The following is a 24,678-nucleotide window of genomic DNA, read 5'->3' as shown; positions in this document are numbered from 1 at the left end:
GAGATGAAGCGTCTGTGTCCGCGCCGACATTGGAGTCATTGATGATGCGATTCGCCTTCCGCTCCCGATCGCCGTTCGGCGTCGTGGGCTTTCTGGTCGTCATGGAGCTGGGGAGCGGCATGCTGCAGGGGTGGTTCTCGCCTCTGCTCGCGGCGATCGGGCAGCAGTTCTCCGTCAGTGCGGGCTCCCTCAACTGGGTCAACGCGATGTACATGCTGGTCACGGTCGCGTGTGTCCCGATCCTGGCGAAGCTCGGGGACATGTTCGGTCACAAGCGGCTCCTCGTCGCCGCGGCGGCACTCGTTGCCGTCGGTTCGCTGGTCGTCGCTTTCGCGCCGACCTTCGAGCTGTTCCTTCTCGGTCGCGCGCTTCAGGCGCCGCTGGCGGCTTTCCTGCCGCTCGAGTTCGCGATCGTCCGCTCCCGCGACCCGAAGTCGGCAAGCAGGAACATCGGCGTCCTGGTCGGTGCCCTCACTCTCGGCGCGGCTGTCGGCTCACTCGCCTCTGGCCTGCTGTACGCCTCGACGCAGAACCTGAACGTAGTCCTGCTGTTCCCCGCGATCTTCATCGCCCTGTGCGTTCCGGTGGTGATCTTCCTCGTGCCCGAGACGACCGTACGCAAGAAAGGCCGCATCGACTGGGCGGGCGCGATCCTGCTCACGGCCGGTCTCCTCGCCACCCTCACGGGAATTTCGAACGGCGGCGCCTGGGGCTGGCTCGAGGCGAGGACCCTCTCTCTGGTGCTCGGCGGCGTCGCCGTGCTCACGCTCTGGGTGTTCGTGGAGCGCCGGGTGGAGAACCCCCTGGTCGATCTGTCAATGCTGGCGAAGAGCGGCATCGGCCTGCCGATCGTCGTATCCGCCCTCTTCGGAGCGCAGACCTACGGCGGGCAGACCGCGAGCTTCCTCTGGCTTCTCAGCGATCCGACCCGGGAGGGATACGGACTCGGTCTGCCCCCGGCCGGTGCCGGCGCCATCATCGTGCTCTACGCGATCGCCGCGTTCGCCGGGACGCTGCTCGGCGAACGCCTTGCGCGGTGGGTCACCCCGCCGAGAGCCGTCGCGCTGGCCGGCGTCGTCGCGGGGGCGAGCTTCGCCCTCATGATCATCTTCTCCGGGTCGACGGCGATGTTCATCGCCTGGATGGCCTTGGGCGGTCTTTCCGCCGGTGTCCTCCTCGCCGTCCTCCCCTCGATCGTGGTGCGCAACGCACCCGCCGATTCCGTGGGCATCGCCTCGGCTTTGTTCAACACCGCGCGCACTGCGGCGGGCGCGGTCGCGGGCGCCGTCTTCGCGCTGGTGATGTCCCTCTTCGTCACCACGCGGAGCGTCGAAGGATCGACCGCGGTGAGTTCGACGCCCCTGTCGTTCTTCGCCGTCTGGGGGATCTGCCTAGCGATCTCCCTGGCGCTCTCCGCCCTCGCCCTGCGGATGCGCGTGGCGAGAGAACCTGACACCGACGAGACATCCACCGTCGAATCCCCCACCGCCGAACCGATCGAGGAAAGATGACCATCGCAAAACGCCCTTCCCATCCGGAATTGTCCAATTCCGTCCGGGAGGCAATCCTCGCCTCCCGGACGGAATGGGAGGAGTCCGCGATCGCACTCAGCCGAGAGATACACCGAGTTCCCGAGATCGCCTTCCAGGAGCGCTACGCGTCGACCCTCGTCGCGCGAGAGCTCGAGGCCGCGGGCTTCGACGTCGCGATCGGCGCGTATGGACTCGACACCGCGGTCGAGGCGACCTATGGGAGCGGCGACGTGACCGTGGCGATCTGCGCCGAGTACGACGCGCTCCCCGGCATCGGTCACGCGTGCGGTCACAACATCATCGGCGCGGCAGCCGTCGGCGCGGCCATCGCACTGACGGCTGTCGCCGATCGAATCGGCCTCCGTATCAAGCTGCTCGGCACCCCCGCGGAGGAGCACGGCGGCGGAAAGGTGATCATGCTGGATGCGGGCGCGTGGGACGACGTCACGTTCTCCCTCATGGTGCACGGTGCTCCCGGCGAGGACGTCCGCTGCCTCGATGTCCGCACGCAGGCCGTGTGCCGATTGCACATCATGTTCCAAGGCCGGCCGGGACATACGGGCGGGCCTACTCCGAGCAGCGACAACGCCTCAAACGCGGCGACAATCGGACTCGTCGCCCTCGGTCTGCTCCGCCAGCATCTCCCCGACGGCGTTCGCGCCAATGCGTTCGTTTCCGAGGGTGGGCAGACGACCAATGTCGTCCCCGCCGCGGCCGCCGTGCGTGTCGAGGTTCGGGCCGACACCCTTGAGGACCTGCAAGAGACACGACGACGAATTCTCACCTGCTTCGAGGGAGGAGCGACGGCGGCGGGATGCACATGGAGCTGGGATGAAGCGGAGCCGACATACGCCGACATGCGGCAGGATCCGATCCTGGCAGCCGCATGGGACCGCAGCCTTGCATCGCTCGGCCGCGAAATACGCGAACGGCCGCGCCCCGCGGCCGGGTCCACCGACATGGGAAACGTGTCGCACGTGGTGCCATCGATTCACCCTCTTATCGCGGTCCTCGGGAGTACGTCCTCGCCGCACACCCCCGAGTTCGCCGCAGACGCGACAGGCCCGGCCGCGGAACGCGCCGCCATCGACGGCGCCCTAGCGATGGCTCTCACCGTCGTCGACGTCGTCACGGGACCTCACCTCGGTCAACTCTCACATGAGGCGTTGCGCGCGGGTCTCGAGCCCACCGGGACGTGAGCCGGGAACGCACCGAGCGTCATCACCGGTACTGCGGACATCGGAGGTCGGTACCACGGACACACCCATGTTGGTACTGAGGGCAGATGTCACACCGTCGACGGATTCCTAGCGTGGGGGGTGATCGTTTCTCAGAATCTGACCAAACGCTACGGCGAGAAGACCGTCGTCGACGACCTGTCGTTCACCGTCCGTCCCGGGGTGGTGACCGGATTCCTCGGGCCGAATGGCGCGGGGAAATCGACGACGATGCGGCTGATGGTGGGCCTCGACCGCCCGACCCGCGGCGGCATCACGGTCGGAGGCTGCCACTACCAGGAACTCCGCGACCCGATGCGGCACCTCGGGGTGATGCTCGATGCGCGATCGGTCCACCCCGGCCGGAGTGCGCGCGACCATCTGCTCGCGGTTGGGGAGACCCGCGGCATCGGCCGGGCTCGCGTGGACGAGGTCCTCGAGATGGTGGGTCTCGGAATCGTCGCTGGCCGTCGTGCTGGCGGCTTCTCGCTCGGGATGAGCCGGCGACTGGGGATCGCGACCGCGCTCCTCGGTGATCCGGCCGTGCTCGTCCTCGACGAGCCCGTGAACGGTCTCGATCCCGACGGTGTGCTCTGGCTGAGACACCTGCTCGTGAAACTCGCAGACGAGGGAAGGACCGTCTTCCTCTCATCCCACCTGATGAGCGAGCTGTCCCTGGTCGCCAAGGATCTTGTCGTCATCGGGCAGGGCAGGCTGCTCGCGTCCGGCTCGATAGACGACGTCATCGACTCGGTTGCACCCCAGGCCACGCGCGTCGTCTCGCCCGACGCCCTCAGCCTTGCCGACGCCCTGCGTGGCGAGAACGTATCGATCCGACAGACCGATCGTGACACGCTCCTCGTCCGCGGGCGTGAGTACCGAATACTCCAGCGGGTCGATCCGGACGAGCCTCACCGTCAACCCTCGTCGCACCGGTGTGATGCTGGCAAAGGCAGCCGTCATCACCGGCATCGTCGCCGCTCTTGCGGCCGTCGCATCAGTTCTGCTCTATCGGAGCCTGTCGGCGCTGATCACGACGTTCTTCAGGCAGCCGATTTGGTCCAGCAGCGGGGCGAAGGCAGTGATCTCGTTGGAGGAGCTGACGTCGATCGTCGCGACCATGAGGGCGTCGTCGGCCAACTGTGCGCCGAGTCGATGTCGGGCGGGTGTGCCGGGGGTGGCGGTGCCGCGCTGGGTCTTGCCGTCGACGGTCATGGGGACCAGTTCGTCGGGATCGTCGTACAACTCGCGCAGTTGGCCGGTCCGGTGCATGGCGTAGGCAGCGTCCACATATGCGGCGTTGACCTGCGCGATCGTTCGGCACACGGCATCGGGGCGCGGGGCGTGGAACAGGCCGGTCCACCGATCCCGCTGGGCGCCGAGCTGGGCCAGGACCTCTTGCGGAGCGCGGGCGATCCAGTGCCGGATCGCGGCGGAGGAGACCGCGCCGGACACGATCGCCGCCTGGACCAGGGCCAACATCAAGGCAAGTGGATAGCGCCGTCCGCGTCGATCACGAGGATCTGGGCCCATGCCTGGCGCAGACCGGCCGTGTCCACGACCTCATCGGCTGGTGTGAGAGATCCGTGCTGGTCAGCGGCGCTGGTGGTGGCGCTGATGGCGGACACGACGGGCGGCATGGCAAAGTGCACGGACAACGAGGCTCAGGTAGATCGGATTGGCGTGAGAACCGCCGTTCTACGGGGCCTTGTTGCATGTCGGGACTTCGCCACGCCGTACGCGATCAACCCGTGACCTGCGAATCCCCTTCTGGTCGTCTCAACATTCGAGAACTCCGTCAGCCCTGATGCCGGGGCCGTGGCCCTGCCGCGGCAGACGCCCTCGCGACTACAAGGTGGCCGTGGTCTTTTCCAGGATGCCGGCAAGTGCGGCGTAGTCGACGTCGTCTCCTTCCTTGATGTCGACGGTCTTGCGTTCACCGGCGCCCATTGCCCGGAGGAATCCCTTGACCTCAGGGACGTCCGTCGCGTTGAACACCATGAACGAGACCTTGGCCTTGGCTACCGCGATGACGGCCGCGTAGTGCCCGTTCTTGAGGTAGTGCGGCTTGCCGTACTGGAGCCGTTCCTCGACACCTGGAATGCTCTCGCCGATCATCGCACGTAGTTTCTCGCACACGTCGATCTGCCACGGCTGCGTCTTGTTGATGTACTGGGTGACGTCGTCGTTCATGCTCTTCACCTTTATTTACTGTTCGTTGGAAAGGATGGGCCTATACCCAGAACGTGTCGTGGCGGAGGTAGAACTCGGCGAGTTCCTCCTCGCTGGGGCGCCCGGACACGGCGAACTCGACCAGCCCTTCGAAGTAGCCCTCGCGGGGCGCGCCGGGCGAGAAGTGCAGCAGCATGCTGGCCGGTTCACCGGACTCGTTCCGGAAGCCGTGGATGCCGCCCTCAGGGACGTGCACGAAGTCGCCAGGGACGGTGTCGATCCACCGGGTGCCGTCGTAGATGCGGATTGTGCCGGCGAGGACGTAGAACGACTCGGAGATCGAGCGGTGGAAGTGCGGGCTCGGGCCGCCCGGCACCGGGCCCATCTCCCACCGGTACATCCCGAACTGCCCGTTCGTCGAGGCCCCGGTGGCGAGGTAGTGCGTCACGGTGCCACCGGAGGACCGCAGCTCGGGCTCGTGGTCCGCGGTGCGGTAGGTGGCGTTGATCTCGCCCGTGTCGCCGAGGTAGCGAGGTTCTGGATAGCTCATGAAGGTCCCGCACTCACTGTCTGGGGGGCGTCATCGGGCACCCAGGCAGCGGCATAGGTGACGTTGGTCATGGTCGCGACCGTACCGAACGGGTCTGACAAATAGTCGCTATCCGGAAGCACTGCCGCATCGAAATACGCCCCGGACCCCCAATTTATCCGACGACTCGGTACGCCTCTTGATGCGCGAGTTCCTCACTGTGGAGTACCGGCTGCCACGTTGGGGCGAACCATCGCGGCCCCACTCATCCGGCGAACGCCGTCGACGGCATGCCCAGGCGCCCAACTGATCGATGGCGTGCACGGGGTCGTCGTCGGAAAGGTCGAGCCCTTCACGGGCCGACGTGATGTACAGAACGTCGAGGCGGGATCCGCCGAACGTGCAGGAGGAAGACTGGTGCACGGGCAGCGGGACCCCGCCGAGCAAGTCTCCGTCCGAAGAGATCCGTGCCAAGCGGTCGCCGCCCCATACCGCGACCCATAGGCCACCCTGCTGCGTCGACGGCGAGTGGCGCGAGAGCGATCACTTGGAGCGCGCGATTGAAACCGCCGGTGGCGAAGAGGCGTTCGAAGGCGAGCCACCACCCCTGCGTCAGGAGACGCAGGGGTGGTGGCTCGCGGAGATGCGCAAGCGCCGTGGGCTTACCCAGACTCAGGTCGCCGATCGTATGGGTATATCCGTGGCTCGTGTGTCACAGTTTGCAAGCAGGATGTCAGGAGTTCGAACCTTCTAGGCTCTGCTCCCTCTCGGACAGACAGAAGCCCAGGTCAGGCATGTTTCCGTAACCTGGGATTTGATCTTCATTCGGCCTTCTTCCGCTCTCGTTGCGTGCCCGATCCCTTCGCCAGTGCCCCACGGGCGAGGCCGTCGAGCTTTCGTGCGACCTTCCGTTGCCGCTCGTCGGTCGAGTGCTGACAGATCATCGCCGCTCACGTGCTGGAGTGGCCCATGCGTTCCATCAGTTCCCGGATCGACGCCCCGGCATTTGCGGCGAGGGTGTTGCCGGTGTGTCGCAGGTCGTGAAAGTGGATCTTCGGAAGGTCCGCGTTCACGAGAGTCTGAGCCCAGACTCGGCGGTTGAAGTCGGTGTTCCGGAGTGGCCCGTCATCCGGTCCCGCGAAGATCAGCCCGTTGTCGTTGTCCTGGGTGAAGTCCTTCACGTGCGCCCGCAGGTCATCGATGATCAGCTCGGGGATCACCGCGGTTCGCTTGCCCGCCGCAGACCTGGGTTCGGTGAAGACGGGCCCCTCGCCGGTGAGCTGCATCAACTGACGTTCCACGCGCTTGGTCCCGGCCTGCGGCGACCCGGGCCGTCTACCGGCCCGCGCACCCGCTGACCCCCGCGGCACGCCGCCGCATCACTGTCGGCCGATCTCCACGCGCAACGCTTGGATGTCAGGCAACGGTGGAGGAAGGGGCCCGGCTCACAGGCTTGTGAGGTGCATCGGCGAGTCCTCGACGACGAAGAGTGACCAGGACGTAGGCGGCGAACGCATACGCAGGGCTATAAAGGAAGGGTGGAACACCCACGCCTGTGCCGTTCCTGTAGCAGGAGTAGTCCTCAGGCAGGCCCGTAAAATCGGTCGGCGGGCACTGGGTCAGGTCCGACCAGGGGCCGACAACGTTGGCGGCGATGTTGACCGCCGCGAGGACGCTCAGTACGACGACGAGGACCAAGGTGACCCGATCCTGCCACCGTCGCCGGAGCAAAGCCGCGACTCCTATCACGGGCACAGGAAGAGCGAAAGCGAGTACGGCCACTTCGATGTTCCACAGCACCCGCATGGTGTCCATGCCCGCAGAGCCGAGATAGCCGACACCGAGGCCCTGTGCCAGGGGATAGATCCCGATCCCGTCCACGACGTGCATGTCGTAGTAGAAAAGGCCGGTACTCGCGATGAGCTCACCACCGATCCGGGCCAGGACGGAGGGGAAGAGTGCGAACAGCGCGGCCGCCAACCACCAACGCCATATCCGCATCTGTCCTGCTCTCCGCCAGTGGTTCCGAATCGGACGGAAAGCCTGTCACAAGATCACGGTCAGAATCCTTTCGTACCGGCGACGCGAGCCGGTACCACTGTCACGATCGGCTGATGATGGTCGATCTCCGCTCGTGGCTGGGGGCGGTCGAAGGCCCGGGACTTCGTTCCCAAGGACCGTGCGGGCACGTTCCTCGCTTTGGTCGAGGTGGCGGGTGCCTTATCCGTTCCGGGATCTTTGGGTTCCTCTCCCTGAGACTGGCACTGTCGCCCGAGTGGCCGGACAGAGCGTGCCGGCACCGGTGGTGAATCGCTCCGGGGTACATCGGAGTCTCCACTGACCCTGGAGCGGTTCACCCTCCGGCGGGCGAAGCTTGAGCGCATCCAGGATCAGACGTAACCACCTGGAAAGACGCCCGATAAGCTCCTGCTCTCGTTCGCCCGATGGAAAAGGCACGGTGGGTATGTCGTCCGACCTCGCGCACGAACTCTGCATCGAAATCGGGCGGACCGTGCGGGCCGACGCCCCGGACGGATGGCGGGAGGTCGATGTCCTTCGCTGCCAGCTCGGCACCTTCGGTATGACCGCGATCACCTATCGGATGGCGGACGGTTCCCAGCGAATTCGAGATGGGAAGGACCTCGGAGACCTTTTCCATCAGCTGAAAGCGGCCGAGTACAAGCCGGACGAGGGGACGTGGTTCGTCTGCCGGCTCGGCTACAGCCTGCGCGGGAAGTCGTACAACTCCATGATGCAGACCTTCGGCATGGAGTCGCCTTTCTCCCGGGACTACACCGCCGCGATGCCGCCCACCTTCGGGATGGAGTTGCCCTTCGCCCAGGCCGTCGAGGTGCCCGCCCGGGCCTACGTGGAGGAACTGACCATGTTCCCGCGCAGGCCGGATCTCACCCCGCCGTGGATGCGCGCCGCCTGGCCCGAAGGTGTGCCCCTGCCCGAGGACGGCTCCCTCCCCGCCTCACCGGCGGACGGCGAGCCCGGCTCCGCTTGGCCTCCTCTGGGAACCATGGTCGCGCGGACCGTCGGCCGGGAGGAGGCCCTGGAGACGATCGTTTTCGGGATGGCCGAACACGAGGACGGCACCGGGAACGCCCTGATCTTCATGATGTCCACCGAGGAAACGGACGAGCAGGAGATCGAGCTGGACATGGACACGTACTGCATCGTCCGGGAGGACCAGGCGGGCACCACCTACGGCGGCGTGACTCACTGCGAGCTCGACTCCGGCCGCCTGACGCTCCACTTCACCGCGGAGGCCGCGAAGGAACTGAACGTGGAGCCCGTCGTCCGGATCGATCTCCAGATCGACGACGACGGCGTCGAACTCCTCAGGAGCAGCCTGCGAGAGATCCTGCTGTCCGGCCGTCACGACCAGCACCCCCACGGCATGCACCTCTGATCGCCGGGCCGGTGGCGGGCCGTCGACGGGGGTGACGAGGGGGGCGATCACGGTCACCCCCGACCGGCCGAGAACACCGCTTGACGGGCGAACGGAAGCGCCGCGACATCGAGCCGCCGGCGGTCCGGAATCGGTCGGTGACGACATCGAGGGGGCGATCACGTCCTCGGTTACCCTCTGACGGTGGGCATCAGGAACTATCTGATCGAAGGAGTTTCCTGCACCGGCAAGACGTCGGTCTGCGAAGAACTGCGGCGGCGCGGCTACCACGCCGTCAACGGTGACACCGAGTTGGCCTACCAAGGTGATCCGGAAACGGGCAGGCCGACGAGTGGCCCGGCGCACGAGCACCACATCTGGCAGGTGGACAAGGTGAGAGCCCTGGTCGCCGACGAGGACGAGGCGGTGACGTTCTTCTGCGGCGGCTCCAGGAACTTCTCACGGTTCATCGATCTGTTTGACGGCGTCTTCGTCCTGGAAGTCGACCTCGACACGTTGAACCGGCGGCTTGACCGGCGGCCGGAAGACGAGTGGGGCGGCAAACCGACGGAACGGGAACTCGTTGTGCGATTGCACCGGACGAAAGAAGACGTTCCGAAAAACGGCGTCTCGATCGACGCCACCGCACCGCTCGCGCACGTCGTCGACGAGATCGTCCGTCGAACCGAAGCCGATACGTGGCCACGACGCCGATACGTGGCCACGACGCGGGAGCTTGGCCGGAAGCATCGGGCTCGCGCCAAGAGCCCTGGTAGGCGCTGCCGCCCGCCGCTCCGAGCCGTCAGGGGGCATGGTCAGGGATGATCGCTTCGGGTCCTGCCGTGGCGGGCGCCGTCGGCCATCACCTCCCGGCCGGGCCCATCGCCGGTCGACGCCGCCGGTGCGCCTGGTCGGCCGTCCGCGATGGTGTCACCGCCACGTCGGGCGCCCAGGCGCACCCGTGGTGGAACCGGGCCGGCCGCGGCCCGATGAACGGTGGACCGGCTCCGGCCGGGAGGCCGAGAACACCTGCGTCCATCGACGATCGATCAGGGTCCGGACCAGGCCGGCACCTGCGAGCCCGGCCCACATCGCCTACGTGACGTCGGGTCGTGTCATCAGCGGCGACCGCAGGTGCAACGCGAGATCGGAGCCGGTCAGGGGCGCGATGTTCCACGTCGCGACCGCTGTCCCCGAGTCGGTGTCCACCACCAGCCGGACCCGGTGCGGGGTGGTGATGACGTGGAGCTCGGCGACGAACGTGTCGCCCTGCCAGGCGCCGGACGCGACGACAGGGCGGCCGAGCGGTGAGCTTTCCCGCCATTCGCCGTGGCCGACCTCGACGTCGAGGGAGGCCCCGAGTCGCAGGAGCCACCCGCGGGCCACTGGATCGACGATCACCGTGGTTCCGTCGGGCAGAGCCGAATCCTCGGCGGAGGCGTCGAGTCTCGCCTTGACGGAACGCTCCGGGACGGCCGAACCCGGCACCGGCGCGAATGACAGCCGCCGCAGCCGTTCGGCGAGAATCTCGTCGTCCCGGAGGCTTCCCGCCTGGTCCAGGCCGGGCAGCAGGCACTCCCATATCGCGTCGAACGTCTCCTGTTCCCGCGTGGTGGCGCCGGTCACGACGACCACGAGATCGTGCGACGGTACGACCGCGCAATGCTGGCCGAAGGCGCCGTTGCCGTGGTAACCGTGACGCGACATCCAGAACTGGTAGCCGTACCCGCAAAGGTAGTCGGCGCCCCCCGATCCATCCTCGAGTTGCAGGGTCTCGATGTGCCGTCTGGTCGCGAGTTCCACCCATTCGCGCGGGACGAGCCGCCGGTCGCCCCACAGGCCGCCGCGCAGCAGCAGTTCGCCGAAGGCGGCGACGGCCTCGGTCGTGAGGTGCAGCCCGTGGAATCCGAAGGCGGCACCGCTCGCCACCCGGTCCCATTCGGCGTGGTCGACGCCCATCGGCCTGAAGAGGCGCTCGTCGAGCAGTTCCGGGAGGCCGCGGCCCGTGACCCGTTCCACCATCCGGGCCAGGACGTAGGTGGTCGGGTTGTCGTAGGCGTGCCGTGTTCCCTCGGGCTCGGGAAACGGCACACGCAGGAAGCCCTTCACCAGGTCGTCCGGTTCCAGTCGCCAGGCCTCGGCGAGGCTGTCCGTACGGTGTCCGGTCGTCATGGACAGCAGGTGGTGAACGGTGAGGCGGCGCCCCTGATCCGAGATGCCGGCCGGAACATGGCCGGGCAACACGTCCACCACCCGATCGTCCAGCGAGAGCAGCCCGTCGGCGATCGCGAGTCCCACGGCGACGGAGGTGAACGACTTGGTCAGCGAGTAGAGAAGGTGCGGGCGCTCGGCCGAGTACGGTGCCCACCAGCCTTCGGCGACGACGTGACCGCGGCGCACGATCATGATGGAGTGACACTCGACGGATCGCGCTTCGAGCCGGTCCAGCAGCGCGGTGACCGCGCGGGACGACATCCCCGAGGCGGCCGGTGTCGACCGCGGCAGTAGGGCGCGTTGGGAAGGCATCCGCGCACCCTAACAAAACGGCCAAATCCACCCAATCGAATTACGGGCCAGGAAGGGCAATGGGTAGCGGTCCAACGCGGCCGCCCGGCGGAGCGCGTCCAGCCCCGGTAGGGGTGCGGCTGAGGTGCCCGGCCGTTGCAACCGAGACACAAGTGGATCACCAGTAGGCCCTGTGACGCTCCGCGAGGTAAGCGAAAACGCGTCACAGGAGGCACGCATATGAGGAACAAGGCGCTGGCCGCCGCGGCGGCCGCCCTGACCGCCCTGGCGACCGTGACCGTGGCGGCTCCCGCACCCGCGTCCGCCGCGGCCGCGACGATCGTGGTCGAGCGCGCCTACGCCGAGACGGTGCGGGAGTGGATCGACCCGTTCACCTGTCCGACGAACACGGTGCTCACCGGCCGCTCGCACTACGGCGACGAGAACGCCCCCACCACCTACTACTGCAGCTTCGTCCTCATCGACGGCGAGCAGGCCCAGGTGCACCTCGGCGACTGGACCTCCCGGCAGAAGGAGAGCAGGTCCGACTACAGCGCCCCCGACAACCAGGCCGTCGCCGGCAGGTGGCACGAAGGCGACGAGAACGGCGGCACGAGGTACCGCACCGCCGGCGTCTACTGGCGGGGCCAGCGGGTGCTGCTGGCCAACGGGGACATCAGCGGCGTGTACAAGGAGAGCAGCCACACCTGGCACGCGAGCGGGAACACGGTCATGACCGGTCGTCTGCACAGCGGGGACGAGAACGGCAAGACCTACTACCGGTTCGCCACCGTGACCCTCGCGGGCTGACCCCGCCGACCGCCGCCGACCTCGAAGCGGCGGTGATCCGCTGACCGTCGCGCCGGGCGGCGCGACCGGCCAGGTCCGGCCATTCCCGCAGTGGTCCCCTCCTTCGGCATCCCGGGAGCAGCCGGCCGGACTCTTCTCGGCCTCCGCCGCCTCGCGCGTGATCGCACTTCGAAAGGAACCGAAGACGATGAGAACGTATGGCAAGGCCCTGTCCGTCGTCGCCGTGGCCGCCGCCCTGTCGGCCGCCACCATGGCCTCTCCCGCCTCGGCGGCGACGATCAAGGTGGAACGCATCTACACCGAGACCGTGTGGGAGTCGATGGGCGTCCAGTTCACCTGCCCGCCGAACCAGGTGCTCACCGGCCGCTCGCACTACGGCGACGAGAACAAGCAGACCACCTACTACTGCAGCCGGATTCTGATCAACGGTGAGCAGGTCCAGGTGCACAGCGGAGACTGGACCTCCCCCCAGAGGGAGAGCAGGTCCGACTACAGCGCCCCCGACAACCAGGTGGTCGTCGGCAGGTGGCACGAGGACGACGAGAACGGCGGCACGAGGTACCGCAGCGCCGCGCTGTACTGGCAGGGGCGGCAGGTGTGGCTGATCGACGGGGGCACCAGCGGTGAGTACAAGGAGAGCAGCCACAGCTGGCAGGGGGGGAGCGGCAAGGTCATGACCGGCCGTACCCACTACGGGGACGAGAACGGCAAGACCTGGTACCGGTTCGCCACCGTGTCGTTCGAGGGCTGATCCCTCTCGTCGCACCGGCCGGCCGTCCGAGCCCTGGTGAGGCTGGGCCGGGACGGCCACGTCGCCAGACCGCATCCGCCGCGTTGTGAGGGCGGGGTGTGCCCTCCAACGTCATGACCGGCGCCCGTACCGATGAGGTGCCGAGGCCGGGTTCCGGGATCCTCACCCCTGTATCCCGATGAACTCGCGCAGCCAGTGGAAGCTCGCCTTCTCGGTGCGGGCCTGGGTCTCGTAGTCGACGTGGACGAGCCCGAACCGGGCGTCGTACCCACGGGCCCACTCGAAGTTGTCCAGCAGCGACCAGCAGAAGTAGCCGCGTACGTCCACGCCGTCGGTCATCGCGGCGCGGATGGCGGCAAGGTGGTCGCGCAGGAAGTCGACGCGACCGGTGTCGTCGAGGGTCCCGTCGTCGCCGTAGCCGTTCTCGGTGATGAAGATCGGCGGCAGCGCGGGGTAGCGCCGGGTCAGGCCGAGAAGGGTCTGGTGGAGCCCCTGCGGCTCCATCGGCCAGCCCAGCCCGCTGGTCGCCGCGCCGTCCGGGGTGACGCTGCGCACCCCGAGGTCGAAGGCGGAGCGCAGCGCGGGGTCCGCCTGCTCGTACGGCGCCGCGGCGGCGTGGATGCGGTAGTAGTAGTTGACGCCCAGGAAGTCCAGCGGGGCGCCGATGACCTTCAGGTCGCCCTCGTGGCGGAAGGAGAAGTCGCTGATGGCGCCGAAGGTCTCCAGCATGTCGGACGCGTAGGCGCCGAGCAGCAGCGGGTCGGTGAACTGCCGGTTGACCAGCAGGTCCATCTTGCGCGCCGCCTCGGCGTCGGCCGCCGAGCCGGTCGCGGGCACCGTGGGCGACATGTTGAGCGTGATGCCGACCCGCTGGTCCGGCCTCGCCCGCTCCCGCAGCCTGGCCGTCGCGAGGCCGTGGCCCAGCAGCAGGTGGTGGGCGGCGGCGAGCGCGCCGTGACCCTCGCGTGCGCCGGGTGCGTGGCGGCCTTCGGCGTAGCCGACGATGGACGAGCAGTACGGCTCGTTCAGCGTGATCCAGTGTGACACCATGTCGCCCAGCGCCTCGTACGCGATCTCGGCGTAGTCGGCGAAGCGCTCGGCGGTGTCGCGCTCGCGCCAGCCACCGCGGTCCTCCAGCGCCTGGGGCAGGTCCCAGTGGTAGAGGGTGACGTACGGCTCGATGCCGCGCTCGCACAGGGTGTCGGCGAGCCGCCGGTAGAAGTCGAGGCCGCGCCGGTTCACCCGGCCGTCGCCGTCGGGCACGATCCTGGGCCAGGCCAGCGAGAAGCGGTAGGCGCCGGTGCCGAGCCGATCCATCAGATCCACGTCCTCTCGCCAGCGGTGGTAGTGGTCGCAGGCGTGCTCGCCGCTCTCGCCCCTGGCCACCGCGCCGGGGACACGGCAGAACGTGTCCCAGATCGAGGGCCCGCGTCCGTCGACGTCCACGGCGCCCTCGATCTGGTAGGCGGCGGTGGCCGTCCCCCACACGAACCCGGTGGGAAAGGCGGTACGTTCCTGGGTCATCCCTTGATCGCTCCTGACATGATTCCCCCAATGATCTGACGGCCCAGCGCGGCGAAGACCGCCACGATCGGCACGATCGCGAGCACGGTGCCGGTGAGCACGAGCGCGTAGTCGGTGGTGTAGCCGCTGGCCAGGCTGGAGAGCGCGACCTGGACGGTCGGGTTCTCCGGCGTGAGGACGACCAGCGGCCAGAAGAAGTCGTTCCATGCCTGCATGAAGGTGAACAGGCCGAGCACGGCGGCGGCGGGCCGGGCGGCGGGCAGCACGACGTGCCAGAACAGCCGCAACGTGCTGCACCCGTCGATGCGACCGGCCTCCAGCAGCTCGTCGGGGATGGCGCTGGAGAGGTACTGGGTCATGAGGAACACGCCGAACGCGGTGACCAGGCCGGGCACGATCACCGCTTCGAGCCTGCCGGTCCAGCCGAGTTCGGCCATGAGGATGTACAGCGGGATGATGCCGAGCTGCTGCGGCACGGTGGTGGTGGCGATGGCCATGACGAGCAGCACGTTGCGCCCGCGGAAGCGCAGCTTGGCGAAGGCGAAGCCGGCCAGCGTGGAGAACAGCACGACCGAGACGGTGACCGAGCCGGACACGAGGAAGGAGTTGAGCATCGCCTGGCCGAACGCGGTGGTGTCGAAGACCCGGGTGATGTTCTCGAACAGGTGGCCGCCGGGGGTGAGGACCGGCGGGACGCTGGCGATGGCGTCGTTGTCGTGGGAGGCCACGATCAGCGACCAGTAGATGGGGAACAGCGAGCCGAGCAGTACGGCGACGAGCGCGGCGTAGGTCCAGAACCCCGCCCCCAGGGGATTGAGGCCGCGCCGGACGGCCCGGGGGTTCAGGCCGCGCCGGACGGCGGTGAGGGTTGCCATGTCAGCTGCTCCTGATCCTGCGTGTGATGGCGAAGTTGACGAGCGCCATGACCACGATGATCATGCAGAGCGTCCAGGCGATCGCCGAGGCGTAGCCGAACTCGTACATGCTGAAGCCCTGCTCGTAGAGGTAGAGGCCGACGGTCTGGAACTGGCGGTCCGAGCCGCCGGTCGGGTTGCCGGTGCCGGCCTGGAACAGCAGCGGCTCGGCGATGATCTGGAAGCCGCCGATGGTGGACACGACGGCGGTGAAGATGATCGTGGGGCGGAGCATCGGCACGGTGATCTTCCGGAACTGGGTGAACTGGCTCGCGCCGTCCAGCCGGGCCGCCTCGTACAGGTCCTCGGGGATGGTCTGCATGGCGGCCAGGTAGATGAGGGCGTTGTAGCCGGTCCACCGCCAGATGACGATCATCGAGATCGCGACGTGCGAGGAGAGCGTGCCGGCCTGCCAGTCGATCGGATCCAGGCCCACCAGGCCGAGGGCCCAGTTGACCATGCCGAAGTCGCGGCCGAAGAGCTGGGCGAAGATGATCGTGACCGCGACGATCGAGGTCACGTTGGGCAGCAGCACGCCCATCCGGAACAGCGTGCGGGCGCGCAGCCTGCGGTTGAGCATGTGCGCGATGAACAGCGCGGCCAGCAGCTGCGGCACGGTGGACAACAGCCAGATGCTGACGGTGTTGAACAGCGCGTTCCAGAAGTAGTCGTCGGCCAGCAGCTCGGCGTAGTTGGCCAGCCCCACCCACTCGCGGGCCGGGTCCAGCAGGTTCCAGTCGGTGAGGGAGACGTAGGCGGTGTATAGCAGCGGGAACATGCCCACCACGCCGAACAGCAGGAAGAACGGGGCGATGTAGAGGTACGGCGAGCCCTTGACGTCGAGCTGGTAGGCCCAGCGGCGCCGGGGCCCTGATCTGACGGAGGTCACGGTCGGGGCTCCTCGGGGAAAACGGAGGTCACGGTCGGCTCCTCGGGAAAAGGGGTCGACGGCGGGCCCTGACCGCCCGCCGTCGCCCGGCTCTCACGGATCGACACGCGTCACTTGCTGATGCGCTCGACGTCCCCGAGCATCTGCGTCCACGCCTCGGCGCCGTCCTGCTTGCCCTCCTCCACGCGGTTGATCGAGTCACGGATGGCGGTCTGGATGTCACCGGCCCTCGGGCCCTGGTACTGCGGCTTGAGGTTGCGGGCGGCGGTGGTGAAGATCTGCCCGATCGGCGCGTCGTTGAAGAACTCGTGCTTGAGCCCGGTCACCTCGGGCTTGTCGTAGGTGGCGACGGTGGAGGGCAGGATGCCGTGCTTGGTGAACACCTCGATCTGCTGTTCGGGCGCCGTCAGCCAGGTGATCAGCTCCACGGCCTCCTTCAGGTGCTTGCTCTGGGCGGGGACGGTCAGGTAGGAGCCGCCCCAGTTGCCGCCGCCGCCGGGGATGGCGGCCACGTCCCACTGCCCGGCGAAGTCCTTGCCCTGGTCCTGGATCTTGGCGAGCATCCAGGCGGGGCAGGCGATGGTGGCGAACTGGCTCTTGGCGAAGCCGGTGTTCCAGGCGGGTGAGCTGCCGACGAGCTTGGCCGACTGGCCGTCGGCCACGGCCTTGAGCACCTCGTCGTAGGCGGAGCGGACGGCCGGGTTGGTGGCGACCACGACGTTGTCCTGGGTGTCGTAGTAGCCGGTCTCGGCCTGGCCGATCATCGCGTTGAACACCTGGGGGCCGCCGTCGAAGAACGCGGCGCCTTCGGGCTTCTTGGCGGTGTAGCGCTTGCCGGTCTCGAAGTAGGACGTCCAGTCGGGCCAGAGCTTGCCGACCTCGTCGCGGTCGGTGGGCAGCCCGGCCTTTTTGAACAGGTCGCGGCGGTAGCACATGGCCAGGCCGCCGACGTCGGTGCCGTAGCCGATCTGGGCCCCCGACTTGGCCAGCGACGCCTCCCACTTCCACGGCAGCCAGCGGTCCTTGAGCTGGTCGGCGCCGTGCTGGCGCAGGTCGGCGAAGTGCTGGGGCTGGTTCCTGAACTGGGCGACGAAGCCGGTGTCGATCGCCTCGATGTCGGCGGTGCCGCTGCCGGTGGCCAGGTGCGCCGCGAGGTTGCGGTGGTGGTCGTTGTACGCCGACGTCCTCTCGACGATCTTGATGTTGGGGTGGGCGGCCTCGTACTTGGCGTAGAGCTCCTTGAAGCCCATGTTCCCGAACAGGTTGAGCGTCAGGGTGATCTTGCCGCCGGCCGGCGTGGAGCCGGTGGAGGGGGAGCCGCCGCCGCAACCGGCGGCGAGCATGCCGGCGGCCAGCACTCCGGCGGCGAGACGGATTCGTCCAGCAGACACCTGGGACTCCTTCGAGGGGAGAGGAAGGGTGACTGCGAGATGCGATGAGAAGGCCGAGCCCCGCGGCAACGGTGCGGCATCGGCCTGTCAGAGGGACATTCCACATAACGCCCCCGCTTCCCGTCAAGTCACAGAAGCGTCACGCGGCGGAAATACTCGGTAGTGGGTTGACACGCTGCGGGCTCTCACATAACTTCCATGCAACCGGTTACATGAAACCGGTTTCAGCGAGATGCGATAACGTACGCCCGTGGCAACGATTCGAGAGCTGGCGCGCCTTTGCGGGGTGTCGTCGGCGACTGTCTCCCGCGTGTTCAACAACCCCGAGGTGGTGAACGCACAGACCCGCGAGCTCATTCTCAGCACCGCGGCACGCATCGGATACCTGCCCAACGAGTCGGCCCGCACCCTGGCCACCAAGCGATCCCACATGGTCGGCCTGATCTGGGACACCGACCACCGCCGCCCCGGCTGGCGGCACCCGTTCTTCCAGGAGATCCTCATCGGGCTGAAGACCGCGCTGAGCGAGCGCGGCTATCACCTGCTCATGCTCGCCACCAGCGAGGACGGCACGCCCGACAGCTTTCTCCGCGCCGTGCGCAGGCACAACCTCGACGGCGTGGTCTTCATAGACAACGGCAGGGCCGACCCCTCGCTCCAGCCGCTGGCGGAGTCGGAGGTGCCGTGCGTCTCCCTCGACCGGCCCGTCCAGGGGCCGTGGACCACCTACGTGACCTCCGACAACGTGGGCGGGGCGCGCGAGGCGGTCCGCCACCTGCACGCGACCGGGCGCCGGACGATCGCCACCATCACCGGCCCGGCCCGCACCAGACCGGGTGCGGAGCGGCTGCGCGGCTACCTGGAGGAGCTGGCCGCGCTCGGCCTGGCGCACCGGCCGGAGCTGGTCGTCGAGGGTGACTTCTACCTGTCGAGCGGTCACGCCGCGATGCGTGCCCTGCTGGAGCTGGAGGAGCCGCCCGACGCGGTGTTCGCCGCGGGCGACGAGATGGCGGTCGGCGCGCTGCGGGCCGTGACCGAGGCGGGGTTGAAGGTGCCCGAGGACATCGCGCTGGTCGGGTTCGACGACATCGAGCTCGCCGCGCTGGTGCCGCCGGGGCTGACGACGCTGGCCCAGGACAAGGCGGGCTTCGGTACGGCGGCGGCCGCGGCGGTCATCACGATGATCAACGGGGGCGTCACCCCTCTCCCGCGGATCCTGCCCACCTCGCTGGTCGTCCGCGGCTCCACCGGGTAGACCGGGCCCGCGGGCGAAGCGCGGCGAAGCCGTCATCCGTGCGCGTCGCCGAGCCGGACGCGGGGCGAGAGCCCTCCTCCTCCGGGAGTCTGGGAGCTGTCGGCGAGTCTGGAAGGCTACCGATGCTTCATCCGGTCATTAGCGGCGACCCGCGTGTTCCGGCATCGGGCCCATGTGGCAGGCCGGGAGAACAGGCTCGCGGAGGCGGGCATCCGGTTGTCGAGGCACTACCGCTCGTGGCGTCGACGCGCCAGGTGGATGGTGATGTCGGCGGTGATCTCGACCGTCGCGGGCAGGACCCGTGTGATCCGGTCGAACACCAGCTCCTGCTCCAAGACCGGCAACATGAGATAGGCCGAGACGGTCGAGAGATAGCCGACGTAGTCGTGAGCACTCATCGTCAGGCGCCGCTCGACCACGGCCTGCCGGACATCGGCGAACCACTCGGACCGCTGGAGCTCCGTACCCGGCCACTGCATGTCATGCTCCGGAGGCGTCCCGTCCGGAGACGGGATCTCGTCGCTGGACAGGAACGGTGACCGTGCCGCGCGAACGGCCTCCTCCACAGCCGGGTCGGCCGGCCGGGTCGGCCCGCCGAACGAGGCGAACACGCCACCCGGCTCCAGTAGCGCGGCCATCCGCGGCCACCGATCCTCCGGGTTCGTCCAGTGCAACGCCGCCGCCGCGTAGACCAGCCCGTACCTCTCGCCCGGTCGCAGGTCCTCGAACGCGGCTCGCACGGTCCTGACGTCTGACGGCACGTGTTTGCGCAACTCGGCGAGCATGGCCTCATCGGGCTCGGTCGCGGTGACCGTGACCCCTCGCCGGGCGAACAGGCGGGTTGCCTTGCCCGTTCCGGCGCCGATTTCGAGGGCGGTCCGAACCGGCCGGGTCGCGTACGCCGTCACCATGTCGAAAAGCTCCGCGGGATAGCCCGGCCGAAATCGTTCGTAGGCCTCCGCCATCGTTCCGAAACTCAGCGCGCGACTGGACATGCCGAGCATCTTGGCACGAGCCGCCCCGCCGATGCCCGGTCTTTTCGCGCGGCCGGCCACCGGAAGGCCCGGCGTCGTGCGCGACCGGCCCGCGGGCAGAATGGGCCGCATGAGCGCTCAAGACGAGCAGGCGATGCTGCTGCGATACCTCCAGACGACCCGGGACTCGCTCCTGTGGAAACTGGAAGGCCTCACGGAGTACGACGTCCGCCGCCCCATGACACCGACCGGCACGAACCTCCTCGGCCTCGTCAAGCACTGCGCCGGAGTCGAGTTCGGGTACTTCGGCCGCACCTTCGGACGCGACCCCGAGGACGCGCCCGCCTGGCTCGACGAATTCGACGACGACCCGCAGATCGACCTGTGGGTGCCGGCCTCGGAGACCCGTGCGGACATCGTGGGGTTGTTCACGGCGTCTTGGAAGAACACCGGCGCCGTGGTGGAGGAACTCGGCCTGGACGCCGTCGGGCGCGTGCCGTGGTGGTCCGGGGAGCGGGCCGTCATCACCGTCCGCCAGGCGATCGTGCACGTCAGCATGGACCTGACACGGCACGCCGGCCACGCCGACATCATCCGCGAGGGCATCGACGGGGCCGCCGGGCTGCGGGCCGACAACAGCAACCTTTCCCACGACGACCCGCTGAAGTGGCAGGAGTACTACGACAAGGTCGAGCGGGCCGCCCGCGAAGCCAAGGCGTAGGGACGCGAAGGGCTCCGCGGACGGCGCACGGCGTGCGCCCCGGAGGACCACTCGTGGCCGGAGGCCGTCGAAGTCCCGGCTTCTCCCTCCCGCCGGGTTCGTCGGAGAAGACGCGGCCGGATCACGGAACTCCAGGACCGTCGCCGCGATGCCGCCGAGCCTCCGGCGGGGGTCGCTACCTCCAGCGAGGTCCCGATGCCGGGACACTCCGGTGTGGCCGCAAGACGGCCAGGACGAGGAGGACCGTGGCGTACCCGCAGAGCACGGCGAGCCCGGTCCACCAGGCGAGGGGGTAGTACCCTGCCGATGGCGCGTAATGGGCGACCACCTGCGGATACTCGCGCACGGTCTGTACGACGGCGAAACCGGCGGCGGGGGTGAGGCGCAGCAGCCACCTGGCCGTGTCGTCGGGCAGGAGCGGCAGGACCGCCAGGAGGTACGGGAGGACGACCGCCGAGATCGCGACGAGGATCGCCGCCCAGGTCCGCCGCAGCAGCGTGCCGAGCGCGAGGGCGAGGGCGGCGGCGACCGCGAGCAGCGCCGCGACACCGGTGACGACCCGCAGTCCCGTGAGGGCCGACACCGCGATGACGCCGAGGCCGTTGGCACGCAGGACGTTCGGCCCGGCCGTCACCACGACCGCCGCGGAGACCAGTCCGGCCAGGAAGGCGACCGTGCCGACCACGAGGGCCTTCGCGGCCAGTGCCCGGCCGGTGAGTGGCGCGACGCCGGTCGTGCCCGGCCGGTGCCCGGCGGTCGCGAAGCGTACGGCCACCACGAGCACGACGATCAGGCTGACGACCAGGCCGACGAGACCGCCCTCCACGGGGTGGCCGCCCTGGGGACCGCTCGGGCCGATGTCGCCGGTTCCGGTGACGGTGAACGCGCCGTTCGACTCGACGAGCCCGGCCGCCCGGTGATACTTCTCCCAGTCGGTGTGCCCCATCTCGCCCACGCTGCCGTGGTCCCATCCGTCGGTGGCCGTTCCGGTGGCCGTTCCGGTGGCCGTTCCGGTGGCCGTTCCGGTGGCCGTTCCGGTGGCCGTTCCGGTGGCCGTTCCGGTGGACGCGCCGCTGGACGCGCCGTCCTGCACGCTGATGTGGTCGAAGGTGGCGGTGGCCTGGGTGAAGCGTGTCTCTGGGAGGCTCGCGCCCAGGGCGACCGGCCTGAGCGTCAGGTCACCCGGGGACGTGACGAAGAGCCCGACCCGCACCGTCTCGGGCAGCCCGGCGAGGTGGGCGGTGCCGACCTCGGTCCATCGCGTGCCGTCGGCCGACTCGTGGCCGGTGACGGTGTCGCCGGAGCGGGTCAGGCGCAGCCAGCGCGGTGTCTCCTCCGAGACGCCGCCCGCGCGGCCGGCCGTGTCGTGGACGTAGTCGTGCTGCATCCGCACGCCGTGCGCTCCCGTGAGCATCAGCGCCGCGTAGGAGGAGCCCTGTGCGGTGCCGTCCTTGACGATGACACCGGCCTTCGCCCAGGGGACGAGGCCCGGGACGATCTTGTCGTGGTCGGGCGGAGGGTAGGTGATGATCCCGGTCATGGACGTCACGCGGACGGTGATGCTGCCGTTCTCGCCCAGCGGCCGGTGGACGAAGTAGAACGTGTCGCTCACCGCCTGCCCGTGCGGCCCGACCGGATCGGTGGGACAGGGGACCTCCACCTGGCCGTCGCCGCAGTGGGAGCCGCTGCCGAGCGTGATCGCGTGGAGCAGTCCGAGCAGAACGGTGACGAGGATCGCGGCCGACATGGCGATCACGCGGCCCCGGGTGCGGAACCTCGCCCACTCCTGTCGCACCTGTGCGGTCAGGGATGGCTCGGCGGTGGTTTCCTGGGTTTCTCGCATGGGGCCGGTTCTACGGATCCGGTCCTAACACGGGCCGAACCACCGCTGTCACACCGCTGTTAGGCCGGGCCCTCCATCCTGGAGGTCCTGGAGGTCCTGGAGGTCCTGAAGGTCCTGAAGGTCCTGGAAACCTGGAATTCCTGAAACCTGGAATCCCCGGACGCCTCGGAGGCCCTGGAGATCCGCGCACGAACGGGAGAGGACCGATGAGCAAGCCGCGAGGCCCCGCACGACCGAGGCGGACGGTACGGCAGCGTTTCACCATCTTGTACGCCGCCCTGTTCCTCCTCTCCGGCCTGGGGCTGCTCGCCCTCACCAACCTGCTGGTCACCGGCGTGAGCGTGACCGATCCGGTACCCGGCCAGACCTCCCCGGTGCAGCCGCCCGGCCTCGCCCGCGCCCAGGAGCGCGTCCACCAGCTCGAAGCGCAGCTCTCGGACGCCCAAGCGGTCCAGTCGCGCCAGTTGCTGGTGGGATCGGTGATCGCGCTGGTCGTGATGGCGGCGATCTCGTTCCTGCTGGGCAGGGCCGTGGCCGGCCGGGTGCTGCGCCCGCTGCGGACGATCACCGCGGCGACCCGGCGGATCTCGGCCGAGAACCTGCACGAACGGCTGGACGCGCCGGGGCCCGCCGATGAGGTCAAGGATCTCGCGGACACCATCGACGGGCTGCTGGAACGCCTGGAGGCGTCCTTCGCCGCCCAGCGCCGGTTCGTCGCCAACGCCTCCCACGAGTTGCGGACACCGCTGACGACCATGAGGGCGTCGCTGGACGTGGCCGTGGCCAAGCCGGAGCCGGTGCCGCCGCAGACGCTGGCGCTCGCCGACCGGCTGCGCGCCGAACTCGACCGGGTCGACGGCCTTCTGGAGGGCTTTCTCGACCTCGCCCGCGCGCAGCACGGCGAACTCCACGGCCGCGTCCCGGTCGCGCTCGGCAGCCTGGTGTCCGAATCGCTCGCCGCCCGCGCGACGGACATCGCGAAGAGGGACCTGACCGTCGAGGCGCGCGTCCAGGAGGCCGCGTGGACCCGGGGCAACCCGCCCCTGCTGTCCCGCATGGTGAACAACGTGATCGACAACGCGGTCGTCCACAACCGGCACGGTGGCGCGATCCGGCTCACGACCGGCACCGGCGCCGGGAGCGGAATCGGAACCGGGAGCGGAAGCAGCACCGGGAACGAGACCGGGAAGGGAAACGGGAACGGGAGCAGCACCGGGATCGGGACCGACTCGGTGTGGCTGGTCGTGGAGACGGACGGGCCGGTTCTCGACCCGGCGCAGGTCGTCCGGCTCGCCGAGCCCTTCCGGCGGCTCGCCGCCGACCGGACCGGCTCCGAGACCGGCGCCGGTCTCGGCCTGTCGATCGTCGCGGCCGTCGTCGGCGCACACGACGGCGTCCTGGACCTGCACGCCCGGCCGGAGGGTGGCCTGCGCGTCACCGTCTCGCTGCCGCGGGAGCCCGAGCCGGAGGGCGGTTCGCGTCTCACTGTCTCACTGCCGCGGGAGCCCGAGCCGGAGGGTGGTTCGCGCGTCACCGTCTCGCCGCCACCGGAGCCCGAGCCGGAAGGCGTCGCCCCGTGAGGATCCTGGTGGTGGAGGACACGCGCTCGCTCGCCGAGATCCTGGCCGAGGGGCTACGGGACCAGGGCATGGCCGTCGACGTCGCCCACGACGGCCTGGCCGCCGCGGCGAAGCTCGATCTCAACGCGTACGACGTGGTGGTCCTCGACCGCGACGTGCCAGGGATCCACGGCGACGTCCTCTGCCAGATGATCACCGAAAGGGACGACCGCGCGATGGTCCTGATGCTGACCGCGGCCGGCTCTCCGGGAGACCGGGTCAGCGGCCTCACCCTGGGAGCCGACGACTACCTCGCCAAGCCCTTCCACTTTCCCGAACTGGTCCTGCGTCTGCGCGCCCTGGCCCGCCGCCGGCCGTTCGCCCGCGCACGGACACTGCGCGCGGCCGGGATCGAGCTCGACCCGGTACGCCGCACGGCCACCCGCGACAGCCGGCGGCTCGACCTCTCGGTCAAGGAGTTCGCGCTCCTCGAAGCCCTGCTGCGCGCCGGTCCTGGCTTCCTGAGCACCGAGGAGCTCCTGGAGCAGGTCTGGGACGAGAACGCCGACCCGTTCACCAACACCGTCACCGTGACCATCGGGAGGCTGCGCCGCAAGCTGGGCAGCCCGTCGGTCATCACGACGACGCCCGGGGTGGGGTACCGCATCGCCGATCCCGCCGGCGAGGTGTGACGC

General features: G+C 68.8%; 25 protein-coding genes and 2 pseudogenes. 12 read left to right on the top strand and 15 right to left on the bottom strand.

Annotated features, from left to right (window positions below; genetic code table 11):
- Positions 1-14: 14 nt before the first annotated feature.
- From ACFFRH_RS15050 to ACFFRH_RS15040, 3 genes and pseudogenes are all read left to right on the top strand, one after another.
- Positions 15-1,511: an MFS transporter gene (locus tag ACFFRH_RS15050; RefSeq protein WP_386157022.1), complete on the top strand. Its 1,497-nt coding sequence runs from the start codon at positions 15-17 to the stop codon at positions 1,509-1,511.
- A complete protein-coding gene (locus ACFFRH_RS15045) occupies positions 1,508-2,731 on the top strand; it encodes an amidohydrolase (RefSeq protein ID WP_386157019.1) in 1,224 nt (407 codons plus the stop codon). Before ACFFRH_RS15050 ends, ACFFRH_RS15045 begins: the two co-directional genes overlap by 4 nt.
- Before the next feature lie 120 nt (positions 2,732-2,851).
- A pseudogene (locus ACFFRH_RS15040) lies at positions 2,852-3,355 on the top strand (ATP-binding cassette domain-containing protein); the annotation flags it as partial.
- Positions 3,356-3,397: 42 nt separating this feature from the next.
- Here ACFFRH_RS15040 and ACFFRH_RS15035 read toward each other — a convergent pair.
- The 6 genes and pseudogenes from ACFFRH_RS15035 to ACFFRH_RS15010 form a co-directional block, all read right to left on the bottom strand.
- Positions 3,398-3,721, bottom strand: a complete 324-nt coding sequence (locus tag ACFFRH_RS15035; protein WP_386157017.1) for a hypothetical protein — start codon at positions 3,719-3,721, stop codon at positions 3,398-3,400.
- A 36-nt stretch (positions 3,722-3,757) separates the two neighbouring features.
- Positions 3,758-4,231, bottom strand: coding sequence for a hypothetical protein (locus ACFFRH_RS15030; RefSeq protein WP_386157015.1), 474 nt, complete (start codon positions 4,229-4,231; stop codon positions 3,758-3,760).
- A complete protein-coding gene (locus tag ACFFRH_RS15025; RefSeq protein ID WP_386157012.1) occupies positions 4,231-4,401 on the bottom strand; it encodes a hypothetical protein in 171 nt (56 codons plus the stop codon). The genes ACFFRH_RS15030 and ACFFRH_RS15025 overlap by 1 nt, the downstream gene beginning before the upstream one ends.
- 196 nt (positions 4,402-4,597) lie before the next feature.
- Positions 4,598-4,942: a DUF1801 domain-containing protein gene (locus ACFFRH_RS15020; RefSeq protein WP_386157010.1), complete on the bottom strand. Its 345-nt coding sequence runs from the start codon at positions 4,940-4,942 to the stop codon at positions 4,598-4,600.
- 40 nt (positions 4,943-4,982) lie between these two features.
- Entirely contained in the window at positions 4,983-5,471 is a 489-nt protein-coding gene (locus ACFFRH_RS15015) for a cupin domain-containing protein (RefSeq protein WP_386157007.1), read from the bottom strand.
- 108 nt (positions 5,472-5,579) lie between these two features.
- Positions 5,580-5,954, bottom strand: a pseudogene (locus tag ACFFRH_RS15010) (SMP-30/gluconolactonase/LRE family protein); the annotation flags it as partial.
- A gap of 139 nt (positions 5,955-6,093) precedes the next feature.
- Here ACFFRH_RS15010 and ACFFRH_RS15005 point away from each other — a divergent pair.
- Positions 6,094-6,204, top strand: a complete 111-nt coding sequence (locus tag ACFFRH_RS15005; RefSeq protein ID WP_386157329.1) for a helix-turn-helix domain-containing protein — start codon at positions 6,094-6,096, stop codon at positions 6,202-6,204.
- A gap of 196 nt (positions 6,205-6,400) precedes the next feature.
- On the opposite strand, the gene ACFFRH_RS15000 is transcribed toward ACFFRH_RS15005, so the two are convergent.
- A complete protein-coding gene (locus ACFFRH_RS15000; RefSeq protein ID WP_386157004.1) occupies positions 6,401-6,751 on the bottom strand; it encodes a tyrosine-type recombinase/integrase in 351 nt (116 codons plus the stop codon).
- Between the two features lie 115 nt (positions 6,752-6,866).
- Entirely contained in the window at positions 6,867-7,430 is a 564-nt protein-coding gene (locus ACFFRH_RS14995; RefSeq protein ID WP_386157001.1) for a hypothetical protein, read from the bottom strand.
- 484 nt (positions 7,431-7,914) lie between these two features.
- Between ACFFRH_RS14995 and ACFFRH_RS14990 the strand changes: the two genes are divergently transcribed.
- Both ACFFRH_RS14990 and ACFFRH_RS14985 read left to right on the top strand, forming a co-directional pair.
- The gene (locus ACFFRH_RS14990) at positions 7,915-8,868 is read left to right on the top strand and encodes an Imm10 family immunity protein (protein WP_344744934.1); all 954 of its coding nucleotides are present in this window, start codon (positions 7,915-7,917) and stop codon (positions 8,866-8,868) included.
- Between the two features lie 183 nt (positions 8,869-9,051).
- Positions 9,052-9,672, top strand: coding sequence for an AAA family ATPase (locus tag ACFFRH_RS14985; RefSeq protein WP_344744933.1), 621 nt, complete (start codon positions 9,052-9,054; stop codon positions 9,670-9,672).
- A 270-nt stretch (positions 9,673-9,942) separates the two neighbouring features.
- Here the strand turns inward: ACFFRH_RS14985 and ACFFRH_RS14980 are convergent, their stop codons facing one another.
- Complete coding sequence (locus ACFFRH_RS14980) at positions 9,943-11,373, bottom strand: serine hydrolase domain-containing protein (protein WP_344744932.1); 1,431 nt, start codon at positions 11,371-11,373, stop codon at positions 9,943-9,945.
- 219 nt (positions 11,374-11,592) lie between these two features.
- Here ACFFRH_RS14980 and ACFFRH_RS14975 point away from each other — a divergent pair, with 219 nt between their 5' ends.
- Both ACFFRH_RS14975 and ACFFRH_RS14970 read left to right on the top strand, forming a co-directional pair.
- Positions 11,593-12,162: a hypothetical protein gene (locus ACFFRH_RS14975; RefSeq protein WP_344744931.1), complete on the top strand. Its 570-nt coding sequence runs from the start codon at positions 11,593-11,595 to the stop codon at positions 12,160-12,162.
- A gap of 187 nt (positions 12,163-12,349) precedes the next feature.
- Complete coding sequence (locus ACFFRH_RS14970) at positions 12,350-12,913, top strand: hypothetical protein (RefSeq protein WP_344744930.1); 564 nt, start codon at positions 12,350-12,352, stop codon at positions 12,911-12,913.
- Positions 12,914-13,075: 162 nt separating this feature from the next.
- Here the strand turns inward: ACFFRH_RS14970 and ACFFRH_RS14965 are convergent, their stop codons facing one another.
- From ACFFRH_RS14965 to ACFFRH_RS14950, 4 genes are all read right to left on the bottom strand, one after another.
- Positions 13,076-14,437 carry a GH1 family beta-glucosidase gene (locus ACFFRH_RS14965; protein WP_344744929.1) on the bottom strand — a complete coding sequence of 454 codons (1,362 nt, stop codon included), beginning with the start codon at positions 14,435-14,437 and terminating at the stop codon, positions 13,076-13,078.
- Positions 14,434-15,312, bottom strand: a complete 879-nt coding sequence (locus ACFFRH_RS14960; RefSeq protein WP_344744928.1) for a carbohydrate ABC transporter permease — start codon at positions 15,310-15,312, stop codon at positions 14,434-14,436. Before ACFFRH_RS14960 ends, ACFFRH_RS14965 begins: the two co-directional genes overlap by 4 nt.
- Position 15,313: 1 nt before the next feature.
- Positions 15,314-16,240, bottom strand: a complete 927-nt coding sequence (locus tag ACFFRH_RS14955) for a carbohydrate ABC transporter permease (protein ID WP_344744927.1) — start codon at positions 16,238-16,240, stop codon at positions 15,314-15,316.
- Between the two features lie 110 nt (positions 16,241-16,350).
- Positions 16,351-17,631 carry an ABC transporter substrate-binding protein gene (locus ACFFRH_RS14950; protein ID WP_344744925.1) on the bottom strand — a complete coding sequence of 427 codons (1,281 nt, stop codon included), beginning with the start codon at positions 17,629-17,631 and terminating at the stop codon, positions 16,351-16,353.
- 250 nt (positions 17,632-17,881) lie between these two features.
- Between ACFFRH_RS14950 and ACFFRH_RS14945 the strand changes: the two genes are divergently transcribed.
- A complete protein-coding gene (locus ACFFRH_RS14945) occupies positions 17,882-18,886 on the top strand; it encodes a LacI family DNA-binding transcriptional regulator (RefSeq protein WP_344744924.1) in 1,005 nt (334 codons plus the stop codon).
- A gap of 227 nt (positions 18,887-19,113) precedes the next feature.
- Here the strand turns inward: ACFFRH_RS14945 and ACFFRH_RS14940 are convergent, their stop codons facing one another.
- The gene (locus ACFFRH_RS14940) at positions 19,114-19,881 is read right to left on the bottom strand and encodes a class I SAM-dependent methyltransferase (protein WP_344744922.1); all 768 of its coding nucleotides are present in this window, start codon (positions 19,879-19,881) and stop codon (positions 19,114-19,116) included.
- A gap of 109 nt (positions 19,882-19,990) precedes the next feature.
- On the opposite strand from ACFFRH_RS14940, the gene ACFFRH_RS14935 reads away from it, so the two are divergent.
- Complete coding sequence (locus ACFFRH_RS14935) at positions 19,991-20,581, top strand: DinB family protein (protein WP_344744921.1); 591 nt, start codon at positions 19,991-19,993, stop codon at positions 20,579-20,581.
- A 175-nt stretch (positions 20,582-20,756) separates the two neighbouring features.
- Here the strand turns inward: ACFFRH_RS14935 and ACFFRH_RS14930 are convergent, their stop codons facing one another.
- The gene (locus ACFFRH_RS14930) at positions 20,757-22,424 is read right to left on the bottom strand and encodes a DUF1349 domain-containing protein (protein ID WP_344744920.1); all 1,668 of its coding nucleotides are present in this window, start codon (positions 22,422-22,424) and stop codon (positions 20,757-20,759) included.
- 206 nt (positions 22,425-22,630) lie between these two features.
- Here ACFFRH_RS14930 and ACFFRH_RS14925 point away from each other — a divergent pair, with 206 nt between their 5' ends.
- The gene (locus ACFFRH_RS14925) at positions 22,631-24,004 is read left to right on the top strand and encodes a sensor histidine kinase (protein WP_344744919.1); all 1,374 of its coding nucleotides are present in this window, start codon (positions 22,631-22,633) and stop codon (positions 24,002-24,004) included.
- A complete protein-coding gene (locus ACFFRH_RS14920) occupies positions 24,001-24,675 on the top strand; it encodes a response regulator transcription factor (protein WP_344744918.1) in 675 nt (224 codons plus the stop codon). The genes ACFFRH_RS14925 and ACFFRH_RS14920 overlap by 4 nt, the downstream gene beginning before the upstream one ends.
- The last annotated feature ends 3 nt before the right edge of the window (positions 24,676-24,678 follow it).

It is taken from the genome of Streptosporangium vulgare (assembly GCF_042428775.1).
In the GTDB taxonomy this organism is placed as follows: domain Bacteria; phylum Actinomycetota; class Actinomycetes; order Streptosporangiales; family Streptosporangiaceae; genus Streptosporangium; species Streptosporangium vulgare.
Note: the sequence above shows the minus strand (reverse complement) of the source record. Positions and strands in the feature narration are given on the sequence as shown.

Excerpts from the sequence above, each read along its gene's own strand:
- ACFFRH_RS14960 (WP_344744928.1), bottom strand. The coding sequence starts at position 15,312 with ATGGCAACCCTCACCGCCGTCCGGCGCGGCCTGAACCCCCGGGCCGTC.
- ACFFRH_RS15030 (WP_386157015.1), bottom strand. The coding sequence starts at position 4,231 with ATGTTGGCCCTGGTCCAGGCGGCGATCGTGTCCGGCGCGGTCTCCTCC.
- ACFFRH_RS14965 (WP_344744929.1), bottom strand. The coding sequence starts at position 14,437 with ATGACCCAGGAACGTACCGCCTTTCCCACCGGGTTCGTGTGGGGGACG.
- ACFFRH_RS14970 (WP_344744930.1), top strand. The coding sequence starts at position 12,350 with ATGAGAACGTATGGCAAGGCCCTGTCCGTCGTCGCCGTGGCCGCCGCC.
- ACFFRH_RS14980 (WP_344744932.1), bottom strand. The coding sequence starts at position 11,373 with ATGCCTTCCCAACGCGCCCTACTGCCGCGGTCGACACCGGCCGCCTCG.
- ACFFRH_RS14930 (WP_344744920.1), bottom strand. The coding sequence starts at position 22,424 with ATGCGAGAAACCCAGGAAACCACCGCCGAGCCATCCCTGACCGCACAG.
- ACFFRH_RS14925 (WP_344744919.1), top strand. The coding sequence starts at position 22,631 with ATGAGCAAGCCGCGAGGCCCCGCACGACCGAGGCGGACGGTACGGCAG.
- ACFFRH_RS14940 (WP_344744922.1), bottom strand. The coding sequence starts at position 19,881 with ATGTCCAGTCGCGCGCTGAGTTTCGGAACGATGGCGGAGGCCTACGAA.
- ACFFRH_RS14975 (WP_344744931.1), top strand. The coding sequence starts at position 11,593 with ATGAGGAACAAGGCGCTGGCCGCCGCGGCGGCCGCCCTGACCGCCCTG.
- ACFFRH_RS15020 (WP_386157010.1), bottom strand. The coding sequence starts at position 4,942 with ATGAACGACGACGTCACCCAGTACATCAACAAGACGCAGCCGTGGCAG.
- ACFFRH_RS15045 (WP_386157019.1), top strand. The coding sequence starts at position 1,508 with ATGACCATCGCAAAACGCCCTTCCCATCCGGAATTGTCCAATTCCGTC.
- ACFFRH_RS15035 (WP_386157017.1), bottom strand. The coding sequence starts at position 3,721 with ATGCCGGTGATGACGGCTGCCTTTGCCAGCATCACACCGGTGCGACGA.
- ACFFRH_RS15005 (WP_386157329.1), top strand. The coding sequence starts at position 6,094 with ATGCGCAAGCGCCGTGGGCTTACCCAGACTCAGGTCGCCGATCGTATG.
- ACFFRH_RS15015 (WP_386157007.1), bottom strand. The coding sequence starts at position 5,471 with ATGAGCTATCCAGAACCTCGCTACCTCGGCGACACGGGCGAGATCAAC.
- ACFFRH_RS14990 (WP_344744934.1), top strand. The coding sequence starts at position 7,915 with ATGTCGTCCGACCTCGCGCACGAACTCTGCATCGAAATCGGGCGGACC.
- ACFFRH_RS14935 (WP_344744921.1), top strand. The coding sequence starts at position 19,991 with ATGAGCGCTCAAGACGAGCAGGCGATGCTGCTGCGATACCTCCAGACG.